This is a genomic window from Cypionkella sp. (genome assembly GCF_036782355.1).
Classification (GTDB): domain Bacteria; phylum Pseudomonadota; class Alphaproteobacteria; order Rhodobacterales; family Rhodobacteraceae; genus Cypionkella.
The window spans coordinates 1-16,600 of record NZ_DAIPZF010000050.1 but is presented as its reverse complement, the minus strand read 5'-3'; the positions used below and the strand labels follow the sequence as shown (position 1 = coordinate 16,600).

The following is a 16,600-nucleotide window of genomic DNA, read 5'->3' as shown; positions in this document are numbered from 1 at the left end:
TCTAGCATCCAAGCGCGGCAGGCTCAACACCCCTCATGCGTCAATTTTTGCGATCAGCTCCGGCCCTGCCGCACGGTTGGAATTCACCGCGACACCGACGCGGTGGGCCTGCAACACCGCTTGGCTTGCCCGCATCAGCCGCGCCGCACCATGGCCCGCCTCGCCCAACCACAGCGGCCAATCGGCGGGTTCAAGGATCACTGGCTCGCGATCATGCACCCCCGCCATGCCCTCCCCCGCCGCAGTGGTGACCATCGCCACCGTGTTAGAGCCGCCCCAAGGCTGCCAAAGCGCTGCAAAAACCATCGGTTGACCATCGCTTCGGGTGAAATACCACGGCAGCCGCGCGCCATCCGGCCCCGCCTGCCATTCGTAAAACCCCGAAACCGGCAGCAAACAGCGCCGCGCCCGGATCGCCTCTCGAAACGCGGGCTTTTCCGCCACCGTCTCGGCCCGCGCGTTGATGATCAGCGGCCCCTCGGTCAGGCGTTTTGCCCAAGCCGGCACAAAGCCCCAGCGCATCGCCTGCAGCCGCCGCCCCCCCGCCTGCGCAGTGACCACCGGCACGCTTTGGGTCGGGCAGACGTTATACTGCGGCACCGGCGGCAGATCATTGTCGGGCTGCGCGCGAAACAGCGCGGCCATCGCATCATTGGGATCTGAAAGCGTAAAGCGTCCACACATAGCGCCAATCTAACCCCCATCCGCAAAGGTCGCAAATGAAACAGAACAGGGCCCAGACGGGCTTGCATCGCGCAGCCCACACGCCCACCCTTTGCCAAAGGGGGGCCCATGCTGAAAATCACCAAACTTGAAACCTTCGCCGATGACTTCACCTGTTTCACCCGCGTCAGCTGTGAAGACGGCTCCTTTGGCTGGGGGCAATGCGCCAATTACAACGCCGATATCACCGCGCAAATCTTTCACCGCCAGATCGCGCCTTGGGCGCTTGGCGCGCCTTGTGATGATATCGCAGCCCTGCTCGATCTGATCGAGCGGCGCGAGCATAAATACCCAGGCTCCTATCGCGCCCGCGCCATGGCGGGGCTGGACACCGCACTGTGGGATCTGCACGGCCGCCAGCAGGGCAAACCTGTTGTCGCACTTTTGGGCGGCACCCCCGGCCCTTTGCGCGCCTATGCCTCCTCGATGAAGCGCGACATCACTCCCGAGGCCGAGGCCGAACGGCTTAACCGCCTCTGCGGCGAGCAGGGCTTTACCGCGGCCAAATTCCGCATCGGCGCAGAATGCGGCAATGACATCGACGAATGGCCCGGCCGCAGCGAGGCGATCATCCCCACCATGGCCCGCGCCCTGCCGCAGATTGACAAGCTCGTTGACGCCAACTCTGGCTTTTCGCCCGCGCGCGCCATCCAGATCGGCCATCTGCTGCAAGAACACGGCATCTGCCACTTTGAAGAACCCACCCCCTATTGGGATCTGGAAGCCACCGCCGAAGTCACCGCAGCGCTCGACCTCGACGTCGCGGGCGGCGAGCAAGACTGGCACCTGCCAACATGGGCGCGGATGATCGCGATGCGCGCCGTCGATATCGTGCAACCCGATGTGATGTATATGGGAGGTATCACCCGCACCCTCCAAGTGGCCAAGATGGCGGCAAGCGCTGGCCTGCCCTGCACCCCGCATGCAGCCAACCTCTCGCTCGTCACCCTTTGCACCATGCACCTGCTCAAAGCCCTGCCCAATGCCGGAAAATACCTCGAACTCTCAATCGAAGGCGCCGATTACTACCCCTGGCAAAACGACCTGTTCTGCGGCACGCCCTTCCAGGTCGAGGCAGGCTGCGTCACGGTCCCCGACGCCCCCGGCTGGGGGGTCGAGATCAACCCCGACCATCTCGCCCGCAGCCACTATACTGCCAGCACATTTGGCCAAACCCCCAGCGCCTATGCAGCACTCTACCACAAAGCCAAATAACCCCGCCCGCTGCTTCATCTGTCTGAAAATATCCCACGGGGGGACGGCTGCTTGGCACAAGCAGACGGGGGGGTGTGAAACCCCCCGCTTTGCCCGGCCTGCCGCTTGACTTCCCCGCCCGCCTGCCGCCAACTCCGCCCAAAGCAAAGGGGCCCTTGATGACCGATTTTCACGCCGAACTGACCGACCGCCTGACCCGCTATGCCGCCATCGACAGCCAATCGGATGAAGACGCAACTGCCGCCCCCTCAACCACGATCCAGTTCGATATGCTGCATCTTTTGCAACAAGAGCTGCAAGACATCGGGGCAGCCGAGGTGCAGCTGACCGATTACGGCACCCTTATCGCCACCATTCCAGCCACCGCCGCAGGGCCCAGCGTTGGCCTGCTTGCCCATGTCGACACCGCCCCGCAGTTCAACGCAACCGGCGTCAAACCGCGGGTGATCAAAGGCTATAACGGCGGCGATATCTCTTTTCCCGACAACCCAAGCCTCACGCTTTCGCCCGCCGATTTCCCCTATCTGGCCAGCAAACAAGGCCATGACATCATCACAGCCTCGGGGCTGACGCTGCTGGGGGCGGATGACAAGGCCGGTGTTGCCATTCTGATGACCGCCGCGCGGCATCTTTTGGCCAACCCGCAGATCCCGCACCCGAAACTGCGGCTGGCCTTCACCCCAGACGAGGAAATTGGCCGCGGTGTCGATCCGCGCCTGCCCGCCGATCTGGGCGTCGATTTCGCCTATACCTTCGACGGTGGCGAGGTCGGGCAGATCGAATACGAGACCTTCTCGGCCGATGGGGCCAATGTCAAAATCACCGGCCGCTCGATCCATCCCGGCACCGCCAAGGGCAAGCTGATCAACGCGCTGCATCTGGCCGCCAAGATCATCAACACCCTGCCCGCCAATCAGACGCCAGAAAACACCGAAGGCCACGAAGGCTTTTTGCATCTGACCGACCTGAACGGCTCGGCTGCCGAATGCAACTTGCGCTTTATTCTGCGCGATTTTGAACGCGAGGGGCTTGCGGCCAAGGGCGATTTGCTGCGCCAAACCTGCGCCGCGATTGCCGCAACCGAGGCCGGCGCGCAGATCGAGGTGACGATCAAGCCGCAGTATCGCAACATGCGCTATTGGCTGGAAACCGACATGACGCCGGTGGATCTGGCACGCGATGCCGCCCGCAGCCTTGGGCTTGAGCCGGTGTCAAACCCGGTGCGCGGCGGCACCGATGGCTCGCGGCTGACAGAAATGGGCGTGCCCTGCCCGAACCTGTTTACCGGCATGCAGAACGTGCACGGTCCGCTGGAATGGGTCTCGGTGCAAGACATGGCGGTTGCGACCGAGTTCTGTCTGGCCTTGGCGCAAAAGGCGGTCAAAGCCTGAACGATGGCGCAGCATATCTCGCCCTATCACGCGCCCGATTTCTACCGCGACGCCCTTGCCAAGGGGCGACACCGCGACATCGTCGGGGGGCGCTGGGAAGAAACCGGCAAGATCCAGATGCAGCTTTTGCTGGATGCGGGCTTGCAGTCACAGCACCAGCTGCTGGACATCGGCGCAGGCGCGCTGCGGCTGGGGTGCAAGGCGGTGCCCTATCTTGATCCGGGCCACTATTGGGCCACAGATCTTTCGGGTGCGCTGATGCGCCAAGGTCATAAGACCGAGCTTGCCGATCCCGCCCGCCTGCCCGCCGATCATCTGATCGAAGACGGCAATTTCGACTTCCCTGGCCTGCCTGCCAGCATCACCCATGCGCTGGCCTTTGCGGTCTTTACCCATCTGCCGATCAACCATCTGCGCCGCGCGCTGACCCAGATGCAAGCGCGCTTTCCCATGCTTGAGGTTTTGCTGTTCACGGTGTTTCTGGCCCCTGATGCGGCGACAGCCCTGACACCGCTGCGCCAGCCCGACGGCGTCGTCACCCATGACACGCGCGCGCCCTATCATATGCTGGCCGAAGACGTCGAACACCTGCTGCGCGCCACTGGATTTACAGGGGCTGCCCAGCCGCAGCGCCTGCCCCGTGGCCAGGTACTGTTTCGCGCCAGCCCCGCAGCCTAGGCGCTATTCAGCCAAATCGGGCAACAAATCAGGCGCGACCGCTTCCAGAAACCCCCGATGCTTTTGCAGCAGATAGGCGTCAAAAGCGGCAACCGACAGATCCACCTTTAGCCCAAACTGCGCCAATGCAGGACGCGGATCGAAATGGCTGCGCTCTAGCACGCCTTTTGCCTCCAGCAGTGCAGCTTGATCGGCGTCGATCTGTTTTAGCAGCGTCACCAATGCGTCCCGATGTTCGGGGTCATGCACGCTTTCGCGAAAAGCCTCGAACTGGGTAATGCGCGAGGCGCCGTGGCGGGTATTGGCATCACCTTCGGGCTCATGTGCGCGCCGCAGCAGTTTCAGCATGAAATGCAGCCGCGTCATGCCGTCAAAATGCATCAGCCGCGTGTCCTTGATAACCCGATGCGGCTGGCGTCCGCGCGGCGAATGCAGCGAGATTTGCAGACCTGCCCCCACCCGATTAAAGGCTTTGCCCGCCAAATGCCCTGTCACCCCATCGCGGAAAAAATCGCAAAGCAGGCCGTAAACCTTGGGGCCAAACTTGTCGAAGTCTTTGATACCATGCCGGAAAATGCCGTCAAAAATTCCCGACTGCGGCTCCTCTGCCAGCGTCACCCGCTCGGCCACCAACAGCCGCATATAAAGCGCCACATCGGGGGCCGCCGTCAAAGCTGCCACAACCGCCTCGCCGTCTTGGACATATTCATCGGCATCGCAATGTAGCAGCCAATCGGCCTTGGTCGTCTCATAGACCTTTTGCGCGTTGCGGCATTGGCGGCTGAAATGCATTTCGGGGCGTTTACGCGGCTTGTTCACTTTCCAATAGGCAGCGTCGCAGACGGTCAGATAAACCCGCGGCAAACCGGCAAGCAAGGCCTCGGCCTCGGGGTCGGGCTGATCCAGAAAGATATGCACCTCGCTGGCGCCAATCGAGAGATAATGCGCGGCAAAGGCGGCCACTAAGGGCGCAGGTTCGTCCATTGTTGACACAACGGCCCAAGCAGGCTTCATAAGATCGCATCCATTCGTTACGGCACGGCTGCAACAATACCGCAGGCCCCACGAACAGCAACCCAATATTTATTAGCAAATCCTTACCTGTGATCACAAATTTTTTTCGTGTGATCACAAATGTCGCTTTTCCAAGCCTCGCTGACGATTCTTCTTTTGACCCAAGCGTTTTCTGTGGCATCAGGGCACAAATCCAAGCTGATAGGACATGATCCATGAACATCCACGAATACCAAGCCAAGGCCTTGCTGCGCGACTATGGCGTTCCGGTGTCCGATGGCCGCGCGGTTACCAAAGCCGAAGACGCCAAATCTGCGGCTGGCGAATTGGGTGGCCCGCTTTGGGTCGTCAAAGCGCAAATTCACGCCGGTGGCCGTGGTAAGGGTCATTTCCTTGAGGCCGAGGCTGGCGAAAAAGGCGGCGTGCGTCTGGCGCGTTCGGTCGGCGAAGCCGCTGAGTTCGCAAAGCAAATGCTGGGCCGCACCCTTGTGACCGTGCAAACCGGCCCCGCAGGCAAGCAAGTGAACCGTATCTATATCGAAGACGGCTCGGACATCGCCCGCGAATTGTATCTGGCCATGCTGATCGACCGCGAAAGCAGCCGCATTTCCTTTGTGGTGTCAACCGAAGGCGGCATGTCGATCGAAGACGTCGCCCATGACACCCCAGAAAAGATCGTTACCTTTACCGTGGACCCGGCATCTGGTCTGTCGGATTTCCACGGCCGCCGCGTGGCTTTCGCGCTGGGTCTGGAAGGCGCGCAGGTCAAGCAATGCGTTGGCATCGTCAAGAACCTGTACCGCATGTTCATCGAAAAAGACATCGAGATGCTGGAAATCAACCCGCTGGTGGTGATGACCGATGGCAACCTAAAGCTGTTGGACGCAAAATTCTCGTTTGATGGCAATGCGATGTATCGCCACCCCGATATCGCCGCCCTGCGCGACGAGACCGAGGAAGATCCAAAGGAACTCGCCGCCTCGAAATTCGATCTGAACTACATCGCGCTTGATGGCGAAATTGGCTGCATGGTCAATGGCGCGGGTCTGGCGATGGCGACGATGGACATCATCAAGCTTTACGGCGCCGAGCCTGCGAACTTTCTGGATGTCGGCGGCGGTGCCACCAAAGAAAAGGTGACCGAGGCTTTCAAGATCATCACCTCTGACCCCAATGTCAAAGGCATCCTTGTCAACATCTTTGGCGGCATCATGCGCTGCGACATCATCGCCGAGGGCGTGATTGCCGCGGTGAAAGAAGTCGGTCTTAAGGTGCCGCTGGTGGTGCGCCTTGAAGGCACCAATGTCGAGCTTGGCAAAGACATCATCCGCAACTCGGGCCTGAACGTAATTGCTGCCGACGATCTGAAAGACGGCGCAGAGAAAATCGTAAAGGCCGTCAAAGGCTAACCGTAGGGCGGGGTTAACCCCGCCTTCCCTTTTCGCATTCATGGCGGGGTGAACCCCGCCCTACGGAGACAACTCATGGCTATTCTTGTAAACGAAAACACCAAGCTGATCTGCCAAGGCTTCACCGGCAGCCAAGGCACTTTCCACTCCGAGCAGGCAATTGCTTACGGCACCAAGATGGTTGGCGGCGTCACCCCCGGCAAGGGTGGCTCGACCCACCTTGACCTGCCGGTGTTCAACTCGGTCCACGAGGCGCGTGCGGTTACCGGCGCAAATGCCACCGTGATCTATGTGCCGCCACCCTTTGCCGCCGACAGCATCCTTGAAGCCATCGACGCACAGATGGAGCTGATTGTCTGCATCACCGAAGGCATTCCGGTTCTGGACATGATGCGCGTCAAGCGCGCACTGGAAGGCACGGCAAGCCGTCTGATCGGGCCAAACTGCCCCGGCGTGATCACGCCAGACGCCTGCAAAATCGGCATTATGCCCGGTCATATCCACCGTCGCGGCTCGGTTGGGGTTGTTTCACGCTCGGGCACCCTTACCTATGAGGCTGTGAAACAGACCTCTGATCTTGGCCTTGGCCAATCCACCGCAGTGGGCATTGGCGGCGACCCGATCAAGGGCACCGAGCATATCGACGTGCTGGAAATGTTCCTGAACGATCCCGAAACCCATTCGATGATCATGATCGGCGAAATCGGTGGCTCGGCCGAAGAAGAAGCCGCAGAATATCTTGCAGCGCAGCGCAAAAAAGGCCGTTGGAAACCAACTGCTGGCTTTATCGCAGGGCGCACCGCACCTGCGGGCCGCCGCATGGGCCATGCCGGCGCCATCGTCTCGGGTGGCAAGGGCGATGCGGAATCCAAGATCGAAGCGATGAAATCTGCTGGCATCATCGTCGCAGACAGCCCGGCGACTTTGGGCGAAGCTGTGATGAAAGCCATCGGCAAATGACAGGGGTTTTGGCAAGGTACGCCTTGTCAAAACCTTTAGACGAATAACGGAAACGAACTCATGCGGCGGGGGAAACCCTGCCGCGTACCCCCATCAGGCCGCAACCTTGAGGCAGCACGCCATGACCGAACAGACCCCAAACGCCCAATTTCGCGCCGGCTCCTTTCTCGATGGCGGCAATGCCGATTACATCGACCAGCTGGCCGCGCGCTATGCCTCTGACCCCGCGTCGGTTGATGCAGGCTGGGCGGAATTTTTCCGCAGCCTTGGCGACAGCGAAATCGACGCCAAGCGTCAGGCAGAGGGTCCGTCTTGGGCGCGCCACGATTGGCCGCAGGTGCCACATGATGACACCACCGCAGCCCTGACCGGCGAATGGCCCGAAGCGCCAAAGGCCAAGGGTGCTGCACAAAAGATCACCGAAAAGGCCGCCGAAAAGGGCATTGATCTGACATCAGAGCAGGTCGAACGCGCGGTGCTGGATAGCATTCGCGCCATCATGATCATCCGCGCCTACCGGATCAGGGGGCACCTTGCGGCCGATCTGGATCCGCTGAAAATGGCGCCCACCGGCAACCACCCCGAACTGGACCCTGCCTCTTATGGCTTTACCGAGGCCGATATGGATCGCCCGATCTTTATCGACAATGTGCTGGGCCTGACCCATGCCTCGATGCGCCAGATCATCGACATCGTCAAACGCACCTATTGCGGCACCTTTGCGCTGCAATACATGCATATCTCTGACCCCGAGCAGGCGGCTTGGCTGAAAGAGCGGATCGAAGGCTACGGCAAGGAAATCGCCTTTACCCGTGAAGGCCGCAAAGCCATTTTGAACAAATTGGTCGAGGCCGAGGGCTACGAGAAGTTCCTGCACGTTAAATATATGGGCACCAAGCGCTTTGGTCTGGATGGCGGCGAAAGCCTGATCCCCGCGATGGAGCAGATCATCAAGCGCGGCGGCAATCTTGGCGTCAAAGAGATCATCATCGGCATGCCCCACCGTGGCCGCTTGTCGGTGCTGGCCAATGTGATGCAAAAGCCCTATCGCGCCATCTTTAACGAATTTCAGGGCGGCAGCTTTAAGCCCGAAGAAATCGACGGCTCGGGCGATGTGAAATACCACCTTGGTGCCTCTTCGGACCGCACCTTTGATGACAACACCGTGCATTTGTCGCTTACCGCTAACCCCAGCCACCTTGAGGCCGTGAACCCCGTGGTTCTGGGCAAAGTGCGCGCCAAGCAAGATCAGTTCGGCGACAGCGACCGCCATCAGGTGCTGCCGGTGCTGCTGCACGGCGATGCGGCCTTTGCCGGTCAGGGCGTGGTTGCCGAATGCTTTGGCCTCTCGGGTCTGAAGGGACACCGCACCGGCGGCACCATTCATATCGTGGTGAACAACCAAATCGGCTTTACCACAGCGCCCAGCTATTCGCGCTCTTCGCCCTATCCGACCGACATCGCCCTGATGGTCGAAGCGCCGATCTTCCATGTCAACGGTGACGACCCCGAGGCTGTGGTGCATGCCGCCAAAGTGGCGATCGAATACCGCCAGCAGTTCCACAAAGACGTAGTACTGGATATCTTCTGCTATCGCCGCTTTGGTCACAACGAAGGCGACGAGCCTATGTTCACCAACCCTGCGATGTATGCCACCATCCGCAAGCAAAAGACCACCTTGCAGCTTTACACCGAACGTCTGGTTGCCGACGGGCTGATCCCCGAAGGCGAGATCGAGGATATGAAAGCCGCTTTCCAAGCCAAGCTGAATGATGAATTCGAGGCTGGCAAAGACTATAAGCCAAACCGCGCCGATTGGCTGGATGGCCGCTGGAAAGCGATGAAAACCAAGGATCTCGAGCATTACCAGCGCGGCGAAACCTGGATCAAACCCGAAGTCATGGCCGAGGTGGGCGCAGCGCTGACCCGCGTACCAGAGGGCTTTGACATGCATAAAACCGTGATCCGCCAGTTGGATGCCAAGGCCAAGATGTTCGAGACCGGCACCGGCTTTGACTGGGCCACCGCCGAGGCACTTGCCTTTGGCTCGCTGCAAGTCGAAGGCTTCCCCGTGCGGCTTTCGGGCCAGGATTGCACCCGCGGCACCTTCTCGCAGCGCCATTCCGGCTGGGTCGATCAAACCACCGAAGAACGCCACTACCCGTTGAACCACATCAAACCCGGCCAAGCGCGCTACGAAGTCATCGATTCGATGCTGTCAGAATATGCGGTTCTGGGCTTTGAATATGGCTATTCGCTGGCCGAACCAAACGGGCTGACCATGTGGGAAGCGCAGTTTGGCGACTTTGCCAATGGCGCGCAGATCATGTTTGACCAGTTCATCAACTCGGGCGAAAGCAAATGGCTGCGGATGTCGGGTCTTGTCTGCCTTCTGCCGCATGGCTTTGAAGGCCAAGGCCCCGAACACTCCTCTGCCCGCCCCGAGCGGTTCTTGCAGATGGCGGCGCATGACAACTGGATCGTTGCCAATTGCACCACGCCGTCGAACTACTTCCACATCTTGCGCCGCCAGATGCACCGCGACTTCCGCAAGCCGCTGATCCTGATGACGCCGAAATCCTTGTTGCGTCACCCGATGGCGATCTCGGATGCGGCAGATTTCACCGACGGCAGCTATTTCCACCGCGTGCTGTGGGATGATGCGCAAAAGGGCCATTCGGCGACCAAGCTGCAACCCGACGACAAGATCAAACGCGTCGTGCTGTGCAGCGGCAAGGTCTATTACGACCTGTTGGCCGAACGCGATGCGCGCGGCATCGACGATGTCTATCTGTTGCGTGTCGAACAGCTTTACCCTGTGCCCAAGCAATCGCTGACCACGGAACTCTCGCGCTTTAAATCGGCCGAGATCATCTGGTGTCAGGAAGAGCCGAAAAACATGGGCGCATGGACCCATATCGAACCCGAGCTGGAAGGCCTGCTGACCGCCATCGGCGCCAAGCAAACCCGCGCGCGCTATGCCGGCCGCGTCGCCTCTGCCTCACCAGCCACTGGCCTTGCCTCCAAGCACAAGGCCGAACAGCAAACTCTGGTCAACGAAGCGCTCGGCTGACCCCAATTTTCGCGCCGCAGCGCAACAGGAGAAGAAGATGACGGATGTAATGGTGCCCTCGCTGGGCGAAAGCGTCTCTGAAGCCACCGTATCGACCTGGTTCAAAAAGGTCGGCGACACGGTCAAGCAAGACGAGATGCTCTGTGAACTAGAAACCGACAAAGTCTCGGTCGAAGTGCCCTCGCCGGTCTCGGGCGTCTTGGCTGAAATCATCGCGCCAGAAGGCACCACGGTTTCCGCCTCGGCGCGTTTGGCCGTGGTAACCGAAGGCGCCGTGGCCGCAGCCCCCGCCAAAGTGGAAGCCCCGAAAGAGGTCGCAAAACCCGCAGCCCCAGCCCCCGCGGCCCGCGATGTTGAAGACGCGCCTGCCGCCAAAAAGGCAATGGCAGAGGCTGGCCTTGCCGCAGAGGCCGTCACCGGCACCGGCCGCGATGGCCGCATCATGAAAGACGATGTCGCCCGCGCCGTCGCTGCCACCACCGCAGCCCCCGCCCCCGTCAGCATCCCGCGCGCCCCGGTTTCGGCCGATGACGCCTCGCGCGAAGAGCGGGTCAAGATGACCCGCCTGCGCGCCACCATCGCGCGCCGCCTGAAAGAAGCCCAAAACACTGCCGCCATGCTGACCACCTATAACGAGGTGGACATGTCCGGCATCATGGCTTTGCGCAATGAATACAAAGACATGTTCGAGAAAAAGCATGGCGTCAAACTTGGCTTCATGTCGTTTTTCGTCAAAGCCTGCACCCATGCGCTGAAAGAAGTCCCCGAGGTTAACGCCGAAATCGACGGTCAGGATGTGGTCTATAAAAACTACGTCCACATGGGCGTCGCTGTCGGCACCCCCAACGGCCTTGTCGTGCCCGTGGTGCGCGATGCCGACCAGATGGGCTTTGCCGCGATCGAGAAAAAGATCTCGGAACTCGGCCTGCGCGCCCGCGACGGCAAACTGTCGATGGCCGAAATGGCGGGCGGGTCGTTCACCATCTCGAACGGCGGCGTCTATGGCTCGCTGATGTCCTCGCCGATCCTGAACCCACCGCAATCGGGCATCCTTGGCATGCATAAAATCCAAGACCGCCCCGTGGTCGTCGGCGGCCAAATCGTCATCCGCCCGATGATGTATCTGGCGCTAAGCTACGATCACCGCATCGTCGACGGCAAAGGTGCTGTCACCTTCCTCGTGCGCGTCAAAGAAGCGCTCGAGGATCCGCGCCGGTTGTTGATGGATTTGTAAAAGACAAAGTGACCGCCAACCTCGCGCCAAGCCGAGGTTGGCGGTCACTGCGCTATTTCGGGGGAAAGGCGATCGATATCCGATCCAGACAAGCAACAGCCCCCCAATCGACAATAATCAATGCCGGACAGCCGGACTGGTGAAAGACAAGGTTTCGTTGCAATGGGTATCGTGAATAAATGACCCCAGAACTCACCGCCCTCACCCTCGCGGCGCTGCTGCAAGCGGTCCAATTCATCCTCTTCGCGATCCCCGCGAACCTTGAACTCACCCCGACATACACCACCTCGCCGCGCGATCTGCCCCCCAGCCGCCCGCTCACCAAAACCACCGCCCGCCTGCAACGCGCCCTGAACAATCATTTCGAATCGCTGATCCTCTTCACCATCGCCGTCTTGGTCGTCACCCTTGGCAACCAATCCACCGCCACCACCCAAACCGCCGCCTATGCCTACCTCGCCGCCCGCCTCGCCTATCTGCCCGCCTACGCCTTTGGCTGGGCCCCCTGGCGCTCGGCGATCTGGGCAATAGGCTTTTTCGCCACCCTCACTCTCTTGGTCGCAGCGTTGTTGTGATCTTCATCTGTCCCTAAATATCCTGCGGGGGTGCGGGGGTGCAAAACCCCCGCCTCGCGGCTCTAACAAGGAAACCAAATGGCAAGTTTTGACGCAATCATCATCGGTGCTGGCCCCGGCGGCTATGTTTGCGCGATCCGCGCGGCGCAATTGGGGCTGAAAGTCGCTGTGATCGAGGGGCGTGACACCCTTGGCGGCACCTGCCTGAATGTCGGCTGCATCCCCTCCAAGGCGATGCTGCACGCCACCCATTCGCTTCATGAAGCCGAGCATAATTTTGCCAAGATGGGCCTGAAGGGCAAGTCGCCTTCCGTCGATTGGGACCAGATGCAGGCCTATAAGCAAGAGGTTGTCGACGGCAACACCAAGGGCATCGAATTTCTTTTTAAAAAGAACAAGGTAACTTGGATCAAGGGATGGGCCAGCATCACCGCCCCCGGTCAGGTGAAGGTCGGCGACGATCTGCATGAGGCGAAAAACATCGTCATTGCCACCGGGTCAGAGCCTGCAACCTTGCCCGGAATTGCGGTGGACGAGGAAACCGTCGTCACCTCGACCGGCGCGCTGACCTTGAAGAAAATCCCGAAATCCATGGTGGTGATCGGTGCAGGCGTGATCGGTCTGGAAATGGGGTCGGTCTATGCGCGTCTGGGCACCGAAGTGACGGTCGTCGAATATCTTGACGCCATCACCCCCGGCATGGACGGCGAAGTTGCGAAAAACTTCCAAAGAATTCTGACCAAACAAGGCTTTAAGTTCATCCTTGGCGCCGCCGTCCAAGGCGTCGACGTCAAGAACGGCAAGGCCAAGGTCAGCTACAAGCTGCGCAAAGACGACAGCGGCGCCAGCCTAGACGCCGATTGCGTTCTGGTCGCCACCGGTCGCAAAGCCTTTACCGCAGGCCTTGGGCTCGAAGCGCTTGGGGTCGAGATGTTGCCGCGCGGCCAAGTGAAAACCGATGCGCATTTTGCAACCAATATCAAAGGTTTGTATGCGATTGGCGACGCTGTTGTTGGCCCAATGCTGGCGCATAAGGCCGAAGACGAAGGCATGGCGCTGGCCGAGATTATGGCGGGCAAAGCTGGTCATGTGAATTATGGCGTCATCCCGGGCGTGGTCTATACCAGCCCCGAGGTGGCCTCAGTTGGCGCGACAGAAGAACAGCTGAAAGAAGCCGGCCGCGCCTATAAGGTCGGCAAATTCCCCTTCATGGGCAACGCCCGCGCCAAGGCGGTGTTTCAGGCTGAGGGCTTTGTCAAACTGCTGGCAGATGCCACGACCGATCGGATCTTGGGCTGCCACATCATCGGCCCCGCAGCTGGCGATCTGATTCACGAGGTTTGTGTAGCGATGGAGTTTGGCGCCTCTGCCCAAGATTTGGCGCTAACCTGCCACGCACACCCAACATACAGTGAAGCTGTGCGCGAAGCCGCACTCGCCTGTGGCGACGGCGCAATCCACGCGTAATTCGAAACCAAGCGCTAAAATCAACGGGGCACTCAGGTAATTCTGGGTGCCCCGATTAATGCGTCGCGATCAGTCTAACGACATCACGCCTCTCTATACGCGGGCTGCACCGCGCTCGGCACCTTTTGTGCCTCCGCATCTCTCATTGCGCAAACGCCAAACAAGCAACCTAATCGGCCATCGCAGCTGATTTGCTGCGACGGCCAGATACTGCATCAGCCAAGCAAAGCCTTGGCTTCGTGCCGTTTTAACTCAGTCCGTGCAAGTCGATACTCCTTCAGGCCCTGCTCAGTCGCAAGGTCTGGGAACAGAGCAAGGATTTCGGCGCGGGCGTCTTTGTCGATGCCGGTGATCGAATAATCCCCCGGATGGAAGCTTTCGGTCCAGGCCCCATCCGAGAGAACCACTTCATGGCGTTCGAACATGAAGTGGATATAGCTCGTCTGGGCGACATCGGCCTGCTGAATGCCAGCTTTGCCAACCAAATGCTTCGCTGCAACAAGCACTTCGCGATCGTCAAACAGCAGTTCTGCATTCACATCTACAAGCAGAACCTTGTGGTTTGGCGACAGCAGCATATCCCGCTCTGGCAGACCATTGCCCAAGGATCCCGCTTTGACAAAGACCGGCTTCAGCTTCGGGTCGCGCGCAAAGTCCAGGCTGGACATGGTCTTGCTGCCAACCCAAGCGATTTCCTGGAAGCCATTGTCGCGGGTAATCACCCGATCGCCGGCTTGCAAGTCCTCGACAAGCCGCTGCCCCTTGGCGGTGGCAATCAGCGTCCCAGGGGTAAAGCACGGAATAACCGTTTCGATCCCCGAGAAGCGCAGCGTGCCGCCGTCTTCAAAGGTCACGACACCACTTTCGCCTATGCCAGTCGCGGCATCAAAGGTCGGATCGCTGCTGTCATAGACGATCTTTTTAAAGCCCGATCCGACAAGATCCAGAACGTCGGTCTCATCCGAGCGGCCGTCTCCATTCAGATCAGCGTCCTCACCGCCAAAGATCACATCATCGCGACCCTCGCCCAAGGCATTGATCTTAAACAGGTCCGACCCAAGCCCGCCGGTCAGACTGTCCGCGCCCGCGCCGCCCAAAAGCGTATCCGAGCCAGCACCGCCGTCCAGCGTGTCATTGCCCGCGCCGCCCAACAGGCTGTCATTGCCCAAGCCGCCAGCCAAGCTGTCATCGCCCAGACCGCCCGCAACCGTGTCATTGCCGTCACCCGCATCAACCGTGTCATTGCCAGCACCCGCCAAGACAGAATCGTCCCCTGCGCCTGCCGCAACACTGTCATTGCCAGACCCCGTCGCAATCGTGTCATCGCCCGCGCCCGTGTCCACAGTGATCGGACCTGTGGCACCCGCGCCCGCAACCGTGTCATTGCCCGTGCCGGTGAGGATCTGTTCAATCTCGGCAAAGGTGATGTCAGGCGTGCCATCCGCGTCCAGACCATTCACCGTCCCAGCCTCGGGGTTGGTGCCAAGCAAAACAGTCAGATTGGCAGACTGATCGGACAAGTCCAAAACATCGCCCAAGCCGCCATTCGAGGGGTCGGACAGATCTTCGCCCAATTCCCCGCCCGTGAGCGTCACATTCAGATCCGCAGTCGGGTCGGTCGCATCAAGCGTGAACACATCATCGCCCGACCCACCAAAGGCCACATCCGCGCCGCCAACCGCGAGGTCATCATCGCCCAGACCACCGTCCAGCGTGTCATTGCCCGCGCCGCCAACCAGCGTGTCGCTGCCCGCATCGCCGATCAGCTGGTCATTGCCCGCATCGCCCTCGATCAGGTCATTATCCGCGCCGCCGTAAAGCGTATCGTCGCCCGAACCGCCCGCAACAATGTCATCGCCCGCATCGCCATAAAGCAGGTCATTGCCCGCATCACCGCTCAGTATGTCAGCGCCAAGACCGCCATAAATCTGGTCGTTGCCATCTTGACCGGCAATCGCGTCATCCCCCGCGCCGCCGTAAACCGTGTCATCGCCAAGACCCGCATCAATGCTGTCATTGCCCGCACCGCCCGCGATGGTGTCGTTCAGCCCGTCGCTGCCATCAACCTGATCGCCCTGCGCATCGGTGAAGGGAAGACCCCCTGCACCCGAAGTCGGCGTCATCAGATCGCCGCCCGCCGTGCCATCAACCACACCGGCAGGATCGCGCAGGATCGTCTCGATCTCGGAATAGGTGATCGTCACCCGATCCCCAGCCGCGTTTTCATAGCTCGCCGTGCCAGATTCCGGCCCCGTCGGCGTCACGATCACATTGCTCAGACCGCGCAGATCCAGCACATCGCCCGCGCCGCCATTGCTTGGATCGCTCAGATCCTCGCCAGTCTCGCCGCCCACAATCGTGATGCCCGCCGTGCCCGTCAGCGTAGGATCAACCGTGAAGACATCGTCGCCAGAGCCGCCACTGGCCTGATCGCCCGACCCAACAACCAGATCGTCATCGTCAAGCCCGCCAAATAGGACGTCCGCGCCCGCGCCGCCCAAAAGCGTATCCGAGCCAGCACCGCCGTCCAGCGTGTCATTGCCCGCGCCGCCCAACAGGCTGTCATTGCCCAAGCCGCCATCGATGACATCAGCAAAGTTGGTGCCTTGGATCGCGTCATTGCCCGCGCCGCCATAGGCCTGGCCACCGCGTGCGTTGGCGTTAGGGTTCAGGAAAATCTGGTCGTTGCCGTCGCCGCCATAAAGCGTATCCGCCCCCTCAAGTGAGATACCCCCCGTGGCCTGATCGCCATATAGAACGTCATCCCCCGCGTCGCCGTAAAGCACATCCGTATCCGTGCCGCCGCCCAAAGTGTCGTTGTTGTCGCCACCATACAGCAGATCCATTCCGCCCGTGCCGCC

At 60.4% G+C, this 16,600-nt stretch carries 11 protein-coding genes and 1 pseudogene; 9 read left to right on the top strand and 3 right to left on the bottom strand.

Annotated elements, in window-relative coordinates; genetic code table 11:
- Positions 1-33: 33 nt before the first annotated feature.
- A complete protein-coding gene (locus tag V7Q10_RS14550) occupies positions 34-684 on the bottom strand; it encodes an SOS response-associated peptidase (protein WP_333869860.1) in 651 nt (216 codons plus the stop codon).
- 111 nt (positions 685-795) lie between these two features.
- Here V7Q10_RS14550 and V7Q10_RS14545 point away from each other — a divergent pair, with 111 nt between their 5' ends.
- From V7Q10_RS14545 to V7Q10_RS14535, 3 genes are all read left to right on the top strand, one after another.
- Positions 796-1,938 carry a mandelate racemase/muconate lactonizing enzyme family protein gene (locus tag V7Q10_RS14545; RefSeq protein ID WP_333869861.1) on the top strand — a complete coding sequence of 381 codons (1,143 nt, stop codon included), beginning with the start codon at positions 796-798 and terminating at the stop codon, positions 1,936-1,938.
- Positions 1,939-2,096: 158 nt separating this feature from the next.
- The gene (gene pepT, locus V7Q10_RS14540) at positions 2,097-3,329 is read left to right on the top strand and encodes a peptidase T (protein WP_333869859.1); all 1,233 of its coding nucleotides are present in this window, start codon (positions 2,097-2,099) and stop codon (positions 3,327-3,329) included.
- 3 nt (positions 3,330-3,332) lie between these two features.
- Positions 3,333-4,007, top strand: a complete 675-nt coding sequence (locus tag V7Q10_RS14535; protein ID WP_333869858.1) for a class I SAM-dependent methyltransferase — start codon at positions 3,333-3,335, stop codon at positions 4,005-4,007.
- A gap of 3 nt (positions 4,008-4,010) precedes the next feature.
- On the opposite strand, the gene V7Q10_RS14530 is transcribed toward V7Q10_RS14535, so the two are convergent.
- Positions 4,011-5,021: a glycosyltransferase family 2 protein gene (locus V7Q10_RS14530; RefSeq protein ID WP_333869857.1), complete on the bottom strand. Its 1,011-nt coding sequence runs from the start codon at positions 5,019-5,021 to the stop codon at positions 4,011-4,013.
- Between the two features lie 215 nt (positions 5,022-5,236).
- On the opposite strand from V7Q10_RS14530, the gene sucC reads away from it, so the two are divergent.
- The 6 genes and pseudogenes from sucC to lpdA all read left to right on the top strand — a co-directional run bounded on the left by sucC (position 5,237) and on the right by lpdA (position 13,739).
- The gene (gene sucC / locus V7Q10_RS14525; RefSeq protein WP_333869856.1) at positions 5,237-6,430 is read left to right on the top strand and encodes an ADP-forming succinate--CoA ligase subunit beta; all 1,194 of its coding nucleotides are present in this window, start codon (positions 5,237-5,239) and stop codon (positions 6,428-6,430) included.
- A 75-nt stretch (positions 6,431-6,505) separates the two neighbouring features.
- Positions 6,506-7,390, top strand: a complete 885-nt coding sequence (sucD, locus tag V7Q10_RS14520; protein WP_333869855.1) for a succinate--CoA ligase subunit alpha — start codon at positions 6,506-6,508, stop codon at positions 7,388-7,390.
- 121 nt (positions 7,391-7,511) lie between these two features.
- Complete coding sequence (locus tag V7Q10_RS14515; RefSeq protein ID WP_333869854.1) at positions 7,512-10,463, top strand: 2-oxoglutarate dehydrogenase E1 component; 2,952 nt, start codon at positions 7,512-7,514, stop codon at positions 10,461-10,463.
- A 16-nt stretch (positions 10,464-10,479) separates the two neighbouring features.
- Positions 10,480-11,697: pseudogene (odhB, locus tag V7Q10_RS14510) on the top strand (2-oxoglutarate dehydrogenase complex dihydrolipoyllysine-residue succinyltransferase); the annotation flags it as partial.
- Positions 11,698-11,876: 179 nt separating this feature from the next.
- Positions 11,877-12,272, top strand: a complete 396-nt coding sequence (locus V7Q10_RS14505) for an MAPEG family protein (RefSeq protein WP_333869852.1) — start codon at positions 11,877-11,879, stop codon at positions 12,270-12,272.
- Positions 12,273-12,350: 78 nt separating this feature from the next.
- On the top strand, positions 12,351-13,739 hold the full coding sequence (lpdA, locus tag V7Q10_RS14500) for a dihydrolipoyl dehydrogenase (RefSeq protein ID WP_333869851.1): 1,389 nt from the start codon (positions 12,351-12,353) through the stop codon (positions 13,737-13,739).
- A 215-nt stretch (positions 13,740-13,954) separates the two neighbouring features.
- On the opposite strand, the gene V7Q10_RS14495 is transcribed toward lpdA, so the two are convergent.
- A partial coding sequence (locus tag V7Q10_RS14495) for a Hint domain-containing protein (RefSeq protein WP_333869850.1) occupies positions 13,955-16,600 on the bottom strand: 2,646 nt, incomplete at its 5' end.